The 11,302-nt window shown below is 63.6% G+C and carries 9 protein-coding genes; 1 reads left to right on the top strand and 8 read right to left on the bottom strand.

The annotated features are described in order from the left end of the window. The 5 genes from GSM73_RS26575 to pvdM all read right to left on the bottom strand — a co-directional run. A partial coding sequence (locus GSM73_RS26575) for a condensation domain-containing protein (RefSeq protein WP_256676604.1) occupies positions 1-1,573 on the bottom strand: 1,573 nt, incomplete at its 3' end. A 14-nt stretch (positions 1,574-1,587) separates the two neighbouring features. Then, entirely contained in the window at positions 1,588-3,246 is a 1,659-nt protein-coding gene (locus GSM73_RS00025; RefSeq protein ID WP_160891244.1) for a cyclic peptide export ABC transporter, read from the bottom strand. Positions 3,247-3,484: 238 nt separating this feature from the next. Beyond that, a complete protein-coding gene (locus tag GSM73_RS00030) occupies positions 3,485-4,360 on the bottom strand; it encodes a formylglycine-generating enzyme family protein (RefSeq protein WP_160891246.1) in 876 nt (291 codons plus the stop codon). Positions 4,361-4,384: 24 nt separating this feature from the next. Further along, positions 4,385-5,665 carry an aminotransferase class V-fold PLP-dependent enzyme gene (locus GSM73_RS00035; RefSeq protein ID WP_160891248.1) on the bottom strand — a complete coding sequence of 427 codons (1,281 nt, stop codon included), beginning with the start codon at positions 5,663-5,665 and terminating at the stop codon, positions 4,385-4,387. Beyond that, entirely contained in the window at positions 5,662-7,032 is a 1,371-nt protein-coding gene (gene pvdM / locus GSM73_RS00040) for a pyoverdine-tailoring dipeptidase-like protein PvdM (protein ID WP_160891250.1), read from the bottom strand. The genes GSM73_RS00035 and pvdM overlap by 4 nt, the downstream gene beginning before the upstream one ends. Before the next feature lie 244 nt (positions 7,033-7,276). On the opposite strand from pvdM, the gene GSM73_RS00045 reads away from it, so the two are divergent. Then, positions 7,277-8,893 carry a PvdJ/PvdD/PvdP-like protein gene (locus tag GSM73_RS00045; RefSeq protein WP_160891252.1) on the top strand — a complete coding sequence of 539 codons (1,617 nt, stop codon included), beginning with the start codon at positions 7,277-7,279 and terminating at the stop codon, positions 8,891-8,893. 98 nt (positions 8,894-8,991) lie between these two features. On the opposite strand, the gene GSM73_RS00050 is transcribed toward GSM73_RS00045, so the two are convergent. The 3 genes from GSM73_RS00050 to GSM73_RS26580 all read right to left on the bottom strand — a co-directional run. Then, a complete protein-coding gene (locus GSM73_RS00050) occupies positions 8,992-9,297 on the bottom strand; it encodes a DUF6124 family protein (protein ID WP_178129653.1) in 306 nt (101 codons plus the stop codon). Between the two features lie 96 nt (positions 9,298-9,393). After that, a complete protein-coding gene (locus GSM73_RS00055) occupies positions 9,394-10,788 on the bottom strand; it encodes an efflux transporter outer membrane subunit (RefSeq protein ID WP_160891254.1) in 1,395 nt (464 codons plus the stop codon). Positions 10,789-10,798: 10 nt separating this feature from the next. Beyond that, positions 10,799-11,302 (bottom strand): FtsX-like permease family protein (locus GSM73_RS26580; RefSeq protein ID WP_256676606.1); only part of this gene is annotated, 504 nt, incomplete at its 5' end.

Consider the following 11,302-nt stretch of genomic DNA (forward strand, 5'->3'; position numbering starts at 1 on the left):
GTTCGGCATAGCTCATGTGCTGCCCTTCAAAGGTCAGGGCGATGGCGTCGCCTGTGCTGGCGGCGTGGGTTTCGATCAACCGGTGCAGACATTGTTCGCTGCGCAGTTGGGTCGGCTGACGGTTCCAGTCGCCCAGGGTTTTTCGGTGTTCATCGGCGCTCAACAGTTGCAGTTCGCCAAGCGCGCATCCAGTCGTCTCGACCAGGCCCCGCAGCAGGTTCTGCCAGTGGCCGGCCATGCGCTCGATGGTCTCTGCGCGGTACAGATCACGGCTGTATTCGAACGTTGCCAGCAGCTGTTGCTGGGAATAATCGACATCCAGCGACAGGTCGAACTTGGCCTGGTTGTCACCGGTACTGAGAAACTCCAGCGTCAGTTGACCCAGGTTTGGCGCCGACGGTGAAGACGACCCGGTGCGCCAGTTGAACAAGACCTGGAACAGCGCACTGGCGCCCTGTGCGCCGGGACGTTGCAACTGATCCAGGATCAGTTCCAGCGGGTAGTCGGCATGTTCCAGCGCGGCGAGCGACTGCGCGCGCAGGTCCCGGAGGAAATCCAGCGCGCTGCGGGTCGAGTCGATCCGCGCCCGATACACCTGGCTGCTGACGAAAAATCCCACCAGCTCCTGGCTCTCGTGGCTGTTGCGGTTGGCGTTCGGGACGCCGACGGTGAAGTCGTTCTGGTTGCTGTACCGAGCCAATAACAATTGCCAGGCCGCCAGCGCCACGACAAAAGGCGTAAGCCCCTCCCGCTGACAGAACGTATCCAAGGCCTGGACCATTGCCGGGTCAAGTGACACCTGCACGCGTCCGGCCATGTGTTGCTGATTGGCGGTGCGCGCAAACTCCTGAGGCAGTTCCAGCGCCGGCAGCTCATGGCCCAGGTAGTCGCTCCAATAGGCGCCACTGCGGTGGCAGGCCGGGCTCTGCACATAGTCGCCGCGTTGCCAGCTCGCGTAGTCGGCGTATTGCAGGGGCAACGGCGGCAGCGTTGACGGATCGCCGAGCAAGGCTCGGGCATAGGCCATGGCCATGTCTTGCATGAGGATCGTGTTGGACCAGGCATCGGAAACGATGTGATGCATGTTGAGCAACAACACATGCTCGTCACTGCCCAGTCTGAGCAACGTTGCCCGCATCAGCGGCGCCTGGGTCAGATCGAACGGTTGTCGGGCGTGCTGTTCGATGCGCTGTGAAAGCGCCAGCTCCCGTGTTGGCTGATCGAGCGCGGCGAGGTTCTCCCGGTGCACGATCAGGCTGGCGTTACGCTCGATCACCTGGGTGGCGGCGCCGTCGATTTCAGTGAAGGCGGTGCGCAGGATGTCGTGTCGGTCGATGACGCGATTGAGTGCCTGTTCCAGGGCGTCGGCATTCAGTTCACCCGTCAGGCGCAGGGCGCGCGGCAGGTTGTAGGCCGAACGGTTCGGGTCGCGCTGTTGCTCCAGCCACAAGCGCTGCTGGGCGAAGGACAAGGGCGCGCGGTCCGGCCGGCTGCGGCTGGAGCGGGCTTGCACAGCGTCAGCGTCCTCCTCCAGCAGCAGGGTCAGCAGGTCATCATCTAGCAATGGGTTCATGGTGTTCTCGCGGTTCAGGCAAAGGCTGCGGGGGCTTTTTCACTGATGACCTGACCGGCCTGCATCCGGACCAGTTGATCGGCGATGTCGAAATAGCGGTCGTCGTGGGAAATGACGATGATGGTTTTGCCCAACGCCTTCAGCTCCGGCAGCAGTTCGGTATAGAAAACCCGTCGGAACACCGGGTCCTGGTCGGCGGCCCATTCGTCGAACACCAGCACTGGGCGCTCCTCAAGCCAGGCGTTGAGCAACGCCAGGCGTTTGCGCTGGCCGGTGGAAAGATCGGTAGTGCTGAAGGCGCCGTCCTGAATGCGAACCTTATGAGCGATTTCCAGGCGCTCCAGGTAGCGATTGGCGTCGTCAGGTACCTGCTGGTCACCCTGAACCAGGTCATCGAACAGGTAATAGTCGGCAAAAATCGTAGTGAACAACTGGCGATAATCGTCCCGTTGCGCGGACCCTACCGGCGCGCCGTCGAGGAGGATTTCGCCACCCTGGGGGAAATAGAGGCCCAGCAGCAGTTTGATCAGCGTGGTCTTGCCGCCCCCGTTTTCACCGACGATGAACACAATGTCGCCCTGGGCGATGGACAGGTTGACCGGTCCCAGGGCGAAGGGTTGGCTGCCTTCGACCGCCGGGAAGGCGTAGTGCACATCACGCAGTTCAAGCTGCTGGAGCGCTGGTCTGGAAACGCTCTTGTCGTCCAGCAGCAGGTGCGGCTCCGGTGAGGAAAACTGCTCGTCCAGCTCGGCAATGCGCTTGAAGGCAATGTTTGCCCGGCTGATGACCGGCAAGGTCATCACCAGGTATTCCAGCGGGCCCTTCATGTACAGCAGCACCAGCACGAAGCCGCTAAGCACGGCCTTGTCGGTGCCCAGCCACAGCGATTGCAGGGCCAGCACCAGGCCAATGACCACAAAAAACAGCATCGAGCCGAAGGTCTTGGCCACCACGAAGGTGTTGACCGCGCGAATATTGGTGTCGCAAATATTATCGGCGGTGGCTTCGATGCGCTGGCTGAACATGCGCTGGCGGCGTGGGCGATGAATGCGCAGTTCCTTGGCGCCGGCGGCGATCGCGCTGTAGTGTTTTTGCAGCGCGTCTTCGGCCTCGCGGGCGGCTTCGAACCCCCTGATGCCACGGGCTCGGGCCAGGTATTGCACGACCGTGCCGATCACCAGCGCCACCAGCAGCAGCAAGAACATCGGCAGTGACAGGTAGGCCAGATAACCCAGGCAACCGAGGGTCACGGTGAAGGCGATGGCCAGCGGTGCGAACGAAAACGCGAAATTGCTGACGGTGTTGACGTCGTGGGTCAGTACCGGGATGAGCCGGTGGCTGCGATAACGTTCGATCTGTTCGATGGGCGCCAGCAGCACCTTCTTGCCCAGGGACTTACGCAACCCGGCGATGATGTTCTGACCGACGTGGTTGCTACCGATGTCCGAAAGAATCGAGGTCAGCAGCGCCACCGCGCAGAGCACCACGAACGTTACCAGCGTCTGGGCTGTGGGTTTGGCCGCGGCGTTCAGGGCGTCGTTGATGGTCGCCAGCAGGGCGGTGATGCTCAGGCCGCCAAGCATGCCCAAGAGGATGGAGCCTACGACAATCAGCCGGAAGGGTTTGAGCAGGATGAACAGTTCATTGATCACCCCGCGTTTTGGTTGGCTCATGGAGGTTTCCCTGCTTGATGAAAAGGGCGAAGGCCATCGCGGATGGTCGCCGGGAGGGCTTTAGGACGCAGGCACGCTGGATTGGGTTGTGCCCATCTTTAGAACGATTGGAGGGCAGGGGAATTTATCCTGTGGGAGCAAGGCTTGCCCGCGATGAAGGCGACGCGCTTTTCTGTGAAATCGAGGTGTCTGCATCGCGAGCAAGCTTTGCTCCCACAGGGGCCGAGCTGTGCTCGGCCTACATATCCCGCGCCACCCGAAAACCAATCCAGTCACCCCGATTGCCCGGCACCAGCGCGTTGCGGTTGCCGGAGCGGGAGAACACCGGTGCCTCGCCCCAGTCGTTGCCGCGGATACGCTTGAACTCGCATTTGCCGGTCAACCAGGCGCTGCCATCGCTCGGGGCGCCGATGTAGTTTTCGTTATAGCAATCGGCCGTCCACTCGTAGACGTTGCCGTGCATGTCGTACACGCCGAAGGCGTTGGGCGCGAAGCTGCCGGCCGGGGCGGTGAAGTTGTAGCCGTCGGCCGCGCCATAGGTGTTGGCGTGTTGGGCGATGCTGTATTCCTTGCCCTCGTCGAACGGGAAGGGGAACGGCCCGCTGGTGCCGCCGCGTGCGGCGTACTCGCGCAGGGACTCGCTGACCAGGCGGTATGGCTTGCCGGTTTTTTTCGACAGCCAGGCCACGTAAGCGTTGGCCTCTTCGAAATTCATGCACACCGCCGGGTGCCGGTCAGTGTATTGCTTGCGCGGGTCACTGCCCTGATAGTCCGGGATGCCGGCCTTGCACGCGCGGCCGGGACGTTTATCGCCGTCGGGCATCGAGTACCCGGTGTCGCGCAGGTAGGCGAACCATTCGCCCTTCAAGACCTGGAAGCGGCTGATCGCCAGCGGTTTGGCGAAGGTCACCGGGTGCATCGGGCCTTCGTCGGGCTCGCGGCCCACTTCATCTTCCGGGGTGCCCATCTGGAAGGTGCCGGTGGGCAGCACGACCATTTCCGGGCAGTCCTTGCAGTCGCGAAAGACCTGGCCCGGTTGTGACGCCTGGGCGCCGGAGGGCAGCAGGGCGGCGAGGGCCAGTGCCGGGAATAGCTTCAACGGAAAACTGTTCATCCATTTCTCTCGATAAAGTCAGGTTCAGAGTGTCTTGCCCAGCAAGCCCATGAAGCGATCGATCTCGGCTTCGGTGTTGAGCAGGCCCGGCGCGGTTCGAATGACAGGCCCGGCGTCGCGATGCACGGCGTCGGCGATCACCCGGTTCTGCATCAGGTAGGCGGCGATCTCGTCGCTCTTGCGGCCCTTGACCCGGAAGAAGGTGAAACCGGCCGACACGTCCGGGCTCATGGGCGTGACCAGCTCGATTTGCGGCAACGCCAGCAGCTGTTTTTTCAAGTAGGTGTTGAGCGCGTGAATGCGCGCCTGCACCTCGGCCTTACCCAGTTGCAAGTGCAGCTTGAACGCCTCGTCCGCCGCCCAGCGATGCTCGAAGGCGTGGTAGCCGCCGGGCGTCATGGTGGTGGAAAACGCCGTGGCTTCGGAGAAGGTCGGGATGATCGGCGTGACGTACTTGAGCTCTTCGCTGCGGCTGCACACCAGGCCGGTGCCGCGGGGGCCGAACATCCATTTGTGGGTGCCGGCGATGAAGAAGTCGCAATTCATCGCTGGGAAGCTCAGGTCTTCAACACCGAAGCCGTGCACGCCGTCCACCACGTAGATGATGCGTTGCGTATCGCTGCGGCCCTGGTTGTGCTTGTCCACCAGCGCGCCGATCTTGTCGATCGGCAGCTTCACGCCGCTGCCCGAATGCACCCAGGTCATGCCCAGTACGCGGGTTTCGGGACGGATGTTGCGGTCGATGGCGCTCAGGATGTCATCGTGGCTGGCGTTGTGGGCGTTCTCGAACAGTTTGATCTTGCGCACCCGGGTGCCGTCGCGTTGGTTGCGTAAATCAAGGATGGTATGGGTGGCGTAATGTTCGTGGGCGGTGCTGAGGATTTCCTGGTCGGCTGCCACATGGACGCCGCCGTAGATCATCGCCAGGCCCTCGGTGGTGCTGCCGGTGAGGGCGATCTGCTTCGGGATCGCTTGCAGGTAGCGGCCGGCCCAGGTGCGGACGTTTTCCTCGCGCTCCTCGGTGACGCCCAGGTCCCAGTCCATCAACAGCCCCGGGTTTTTATCCAGCGCGGCGCGATGCCGGTCGATGGCCTCACGTACCGGGCGCGGGTGGGTGGTGACCAGGAAATTGGAGAAGTGCAGGTAGTCCGGGTCCTGGTTGAACAGCGAGCGCAACTGCGCCCATTTGTCCCGGGGCAATGGCGGCAGGGGATCGGCAATGGCCGGGGCGGGAAGACTGGCGGCCAGCGGCAGGCCGGCGGCAAGGATCCCGGCGTGCTTGAGAAAGGTCCGGCGCTCATTCATGGCTGGACGGCCCCCCGGGTCGAGGCCACGGCAGGCCGCGCGGCTTGCTGGACCTGATCCCAGACCCGCAGAAAGTTGCCGCCCCACAGTTTGGCGATGTCCGCTTCGGAGTAGCCGCGGGTCAGCAGTTCGGCGGTGACGTTGCGGATCTCGCCCACGTCTTCCCAGCCTTTGACTCCGCCGCCCTCGTTGAAGTCCGAACTGATGCCGACATGGTCGATACCGATCTTGCGTACGGTGTAATCGATGGCGTCGCCCAGGTCCTTGAGGCTGGCCTTGGGTTCCTCCTCCAGAATGCCGTAGAGCTGGCCGGCGTATTCACCGAATTTCTGTTCCGGCCATGCGGCGATGATCGGATCGCCCGGCATCAGCGCCATGGCCAGGTTGGGCAGCGGTGGCAGGTCGAATCGCTTGCGCAGGTCGTTGAGTTTGTCCTGGGTTTTTTGCGTCAGCGGGCGCAGGTATTGGGAGAAACCGACGACCTGTACCACGCCACCGCTGGCCTTGATCAGCTGCATTTCTTTGTCGCTGAGGTTGCGCGGGATATCCACCATCGCCCGGGGTGCGGAATGGGAGGCCACCAAGGGTGTGCGGCTCAGTTGCGCAACTTGCTCCAGGGCCTGGGTCGACATCTGCGAGACGTCGATGATCACGCCCAGGTCGTTCAGGCGCGTCACCGCTTGCTTGCCAATGTCCGATAGGCCGCCGAGGGCGTCAGGTGAGTCGTTGAAGAACGGCAGAGGGCGCGAGGAGTCGGCCCAGTCGTTGTTACCGATGTAGCTGAAGCCGAACATGCGCATGCCCCGCGCCGTCCACAGATCCAGCAGGCTCAGGTCATGGCCCAGAGGATAGGCGTTGAGCATGCTGATGAAAATCGCGAACTTGCCTTCGCCGTGCAGGCGCCGGAAGTCATCCGGGGTGTAGGCGATGGCGACCTGGTTGGGAAAGTCGCGGACCATGCCGGTGATGATCTTGAAGCGCACTTCCTGCTGATTGCGCGCTTCCTCGACGAAGCCGGCGGTGGGCTTGTGCGGCGCGTTGGGGCCGTTCCACAGCTCCGGCCAGCCGAAGATCGTCAGGGCCGCGCCGGACAGGTGCCCGCGGTTGGCTTTGACCAGATCGAACTGGCCTTTACCGTCTTTGTCCGCCTCGTGACCGGCGGTGCCGAAATTCAGTGGCACGGAGATGTGGCTGTCGAAGGACAGCAGGCGCTCGTGCAGTTCCCTGGCCTCTTTCATCACCTTGACCGGGTAGCCAGGGTTGTCCCGCCACCAGTGGTCCCAGGCCGCCAGGCCGCCACCGACCGCCAGTGCAAGGGCCAGGGGCACGCCGATGAAGAGAGCTTTTTTCGAACGTGGTGTTGTCATTGCCGATCTCAGTCAGGTTCGCTGCGGGGGGCTTTGCTATCTGGGGAGAACGAGTGATCGGCGGGGAAATTTAGGTGCGGCCAATGGCCCTATCGCGAGCAGGCTCGCTCCCACATTGGAACGTGCTCACCTGTGGGAGCGAGCCTGCTCGCGATGAGGCCCTCACAGCCCCTATAAATTTGTCAGTCCCCCCATCGTTCTAGCTTGGATAAAGCCCGCTCCAGGGCCGAACACAGGTAAGGCAATGACGATTTCTCGACGATGGTTCATGGCGGGCCTGGCGCTGACCGGTGCCGCCGTGCCTGCGGTGTATTACGGGCATCGCGAACTGACCCGGCCGGACCCCACCATCACCCCCGGCGAGGCCTCATTCGATGTGGCGGACGTGGCGGGGCAGCGCCGGGCCGATACGCTGCGGGGTATCTGGACGATCCGTTTTTCAGGAAGCGACGCGGGCCTGGACGGTTTGCCCGGCGACGGTCTGCAAGTGTTCCTCGACATCGCCCACAAAGGCCGTGGGCTGGTGGGCTGTCTCGACACCGCCGAGCGGTTGCGCGCCGATGATGAGCCGCGTTATCGAGTGCTGGGCGACTTGGCGGGGGATGACAAGAAACAATTGAGCTGGCGCCTGATCGGGACCCGGCAGGACGCGCCGGTCTACGAATTCATCATGACCCTCGACGAGGTCTGGGCCGGCTTCGGCAATGCCGGCACTGCCACCCTCAGCGGTCGCGTGTTGCGCCTGGATCGCCCGCTGGCGCTGCCGGAACTCGACAATCAGTTCATCGCCCGCAAGCTGCCGTTCCCCGAAGCCCGGGAACGCACGCCGCTGAGCCCGCCATTGCTGGCCTGGCTGGTGTCGCCGGAGCATCGGTTGTTCCATCAGCTCTGGCACGCCTCGCGGGACAAATGGCACAGCCTGGACGAAGACAAGCGCAATGCCTTGCGAGGCATCGGCTGGCAGCCCGGCCCACGGGACCATGAACGTGACGCTCGGGGCAAGCGCAAGGATCGCAACGGATCGGGCGTGGATTTCTTTTTCATGCACCGGCACATGCTCGGCACGGCCCGTTCGTTCCAGCCGCTGCCGTCGTGGCCGCGCTTCCCGTTGCCGCAACCGGAGCTGGAGCGTGATCGCCTGGGCTTTGCCCGGTATTTCGATAACCACGATGGTACGGCTTTGCCGCCCACCTGGCTGGCCAGCGGCGACGAGCAGTACGCCCAATGGGTGAGTGACATCAAGACTGCCGAGACCTATCACAGCAACTTCCAGGTCTGGGAATCGCGCTACCGCGACCCGCGCTACCTGTCGAAACTGACCCTCGGCCAGTTTGGCTCGGAAGTGGAACTGGGCCTGCATGACTGGCTGCACATGCGCTGGGCTTCGGTGCCCCGCGATCCTTCCAACGGCCACCCGGTGCCCTTCGCCCGCGACCCGGCCGACTTCGCCCAGCGCTGGTACGAACCGGAAAACGACTTTCTTGGCGACCCGTTTTCCTCCCATGTGAACCCGGTGTTCTGGGCCTTCCACGGCTGGATCGACGACCGCCTCGAAGACTGGTTCCGCGCTCACGAACGTTTCCATCCGGGTGAAGTGAGCCGGCTGGAAGTCAACGGCGTGCCCTGGTTCGCCCCCGGCCGCTGGGTGGAAATCGCCGACCCCTGGCTGGGCCCGGTCACCCACGGCTGCAGCACCACGCCGGGTTTGCAGCCCGGACGTTCGGTGGAAATGGACCCGGAAACCATGAAACTGGCCCTGCGCATCACCTTCGGCAGCGACGACAAAAAACTCTCCGAACTGTTCCGCCGCGTGCCGCAGCGGCCGTGGTATGCGCGTAATCTCAAGAGTAAGCCGGTGTAAAGCTTCGCTTCCCAAAGAAAACCAAAGCGAACGCTGTTGTGGCGAGGGGATAAATCCCCTCGCCACAAATATCACTTGGCTTGAGAGGGCATGCGCCTTTAACGCGGCACTGCGATGTCCAGGGCGCGGTTCGCCAGCAGCTCACTCAGCTCGACCATCTGCTGGATCCCCAAGGCAAAACTCCGTCGCGCGCCGTCCAAATCAAATGCCAGTTCGTTGGCCATGACATTGACTGACGCAAGGGTTTCGCTGAGGTTGGCCAGCAGGCATTCCAGGTCCGCGCCTTCCGCAACGGTGAACAACTGGCCCGGCGGTGGAGTGGGGTTTTCAGGTTTGGGGTCGAGGTAGTAGGAGAGGGCGCGGTCGGCGGCTTCATCGTTCCTACGCGCTGCGTGGGAATGCAGCCAGGGACGCTCCGCGTCCCAAAGAGCAGAACGCAGAGCGTCAGTAGAGGCATTCCTTTGCTGCGCGTGGGAACGATAGAAACGTGTGTTCGACGCTCACATCACCCGCCAACCCCCACCCAGCGCCCTGTACAACGCCACGCTCGCCTGCACTCGCGCCAATCGCAATTGCACGTTCATGTCCTGGGCGGCGTACAGCGTGCGTTGGGTTTCCAGCACCGTGAGCAGGTCTTCGGCGCCGGCCTGATAACGGCTCTGGGCGATGTCGAAGGCGCTCTGGGCCTGGTGCAGTTCTTCGCTTTGCCATTGCCGCTGCTGGTCGAGCCCGTGGATGCCGTTCAGGGCTTTTTCGACGTCGGCGAAGCCGTTGATGATGGCGGCGCGGTAGAGCTCCAGCAGTTCTTCCTGGCGCGCGGTGGCTCGGTCGCGTTCGGCCTTGAGGCGGCCATTGTTGAAGATCGGCGCGGCCAAACCTGCGGTGAGGTTGTAGACGTTGTTGCGCAGCAACTGCTCGGCAATGTCGGCGCCGGTGGCGAGGCTCAGGCCCAGGGTCACGGAGGGCAACATCGCCGCGCGGGCTACGCTGATGTCGGCCTGGGCGGCGGCGAGGCGGGCTTCGGCGGCGGCGATGTCGGGGCGGCGACTGAGCAGGTCGCTGGGCACCCCGGCGTCGATGGCGGGCCAGTGCAATCGGTCGAAATTTTCATCGTCGAGTGTGACCGACTGCACCGGTTGCCCCAGCAGCGCCGCCAGGCTGATCAAGGCTTCCCGGGCCTGCTGCTGCACTTGAGGCAACCTGCGCTGTTGCGCCGCCACCAGGCTTTTTTGCTGGGACAACTCCAGGGCCGTGGCACTACCGGCGTCGTAGCGGGTCTGCACCAGATCGAGTACACGTTGGGCGTTGTCCAGGTTCTGTTCGGCGATGCGCTGTTGCTCGCGCAGGGACAGCGCCTGGGTGTAGCTATTGGCGACGCCGCTGAGCAGGGTCAATTCCACGGTCGCCCGGTCGAACTGGCTGGCTGACAGACTGCTCAGCGCGCTGTTCCGGGCCGCTCGTTTACCGCCCCAGAAATCCAGCTCATAAGTGGCGCTGAGGTGGGCGTCGTAGTAGTCGATGGTGCGGTTGTTCCGATCCACGTCCAGCTGGCTGTAACCCTTGCCCCGTAGCAACTCCTGACGAGTGCCGTTGAGTCCGGCCGTGACCGCTGGCAGCAACGGCGCGCCGGCGATCACTGCGCTGGCCTGGGCCTGGCGCACCCGGGCCATGGCGGCAGCGAGGTCGTAACTTTCCCGGCGCGCCTGCTCGATCAAACGGTTCAATTGCGGGCTGCCGAAGTGCGTCCACCATTGCTGGTTATCGGTTCGAGCGGTGGCGGTGTCGAAACTTTGCCAGGCCGGTGGCGGCTGGATGCCGCTGTTCGGCGTCGGCGCGGGGGTGCCGCAGGCCGCCAGTAACAGGCCTGCGGCCAGGAGGGTCAGGTGCGCTTTCATAAGGTGAGGTTCATTCACTGGTGAGGGCCGCGACCGGGTCGAGGCGAGCCGCCTTGCGGGCCGGCATGAAACCGAAGACAACGCCGGTGACCAGGGCGCAGCCGAAGGCGCCGAACACCGCCAGCCATTCGAAGGCCACGGCGATCTTGCCTAGCAGCAACGCACCGCCCACCAGCAAGGCCAGGCCGATGCCGGCCAGCCCGCCGACCACCGAGAGCATCACCGCTTCGGTGAGGAACTGGCGCAGGATGTCCCGCTGGCGCGCGCCGGTGGCCATGCGAATGCCGATCTCGCGGGTTCGCTCGCGCACGGTCATGAGCATGATGTTCATCACGCCGATGCCGCCCACCAGCAGCGAAATCGCGGCAATGGCCCCGAGCATCAGCGACAGTGTGCCCTGGGTGCGTGCCTCGGCCTGGATCATCGCGGCGTTGTTGGTCAGTTCGAAATCCTGCTTGCCGTCATGCAGGCGCAACAGGGTGCGGGAGACGGCCTGTTCGGCCTCCCTGACCTT

Source organism: Pseudomonas sp. PICF6 (genome assembly GCF_009831705.1).
Classification (GTDB): Bacteria; Pseudomonadota; Gammaproteobacteria; order Pseudomonadales; family Pseudomonadaceae; genus Aquipseudomonas; species Aquipseudomonas rhizophila.

Bases quoted from the DNA above. Each gene is read 5' to 3' on its own strand.
- GSM73_RS00045 (WP_160891252.1), top strand. From the start codon at position 7,277: ATGACGATTTCTCGACGATGGTTCATGGCGGGCCTGGCGCTGACCGGT.
- GSM73_RS00035 (WP_160891248.1), bottom strand. From the start codon at position 5,665: ATGAATGAGCGCCGGACCTTTCTCAAGCACGCCGGGATCCTTGCCGCC.
- GSM73_RS00025 (WP_160891244.1), bottom strand. From the start codon at position 3,246: ATGAGCCAACCAAAACGCGGGGTGATCAATGAACTGTTCATCCTGCTC.
- pvdM (WP_160891250.1), bottom strand. From the start codon at position 7,032: ATGACAACACCACGTTCGAAAAAAGCTCTCTTCATCGGCGTGCCCCTG.
- GSM73_RS00030 (WP_160891246.1), bottom strand. From the start codon at position 4,360: ATGAACAGTTTTCCGTTGAAGCTATTCCCGGCACTGGCCCTCGCCGCC.
- GSM73_RS00055 (WP_160891254.1), bottom strand. From the start codon at position 10,788: ATGAAAGCGCACCTGACCCTCCTGGCCGCAGGCCTGTTACTGGCGGCC.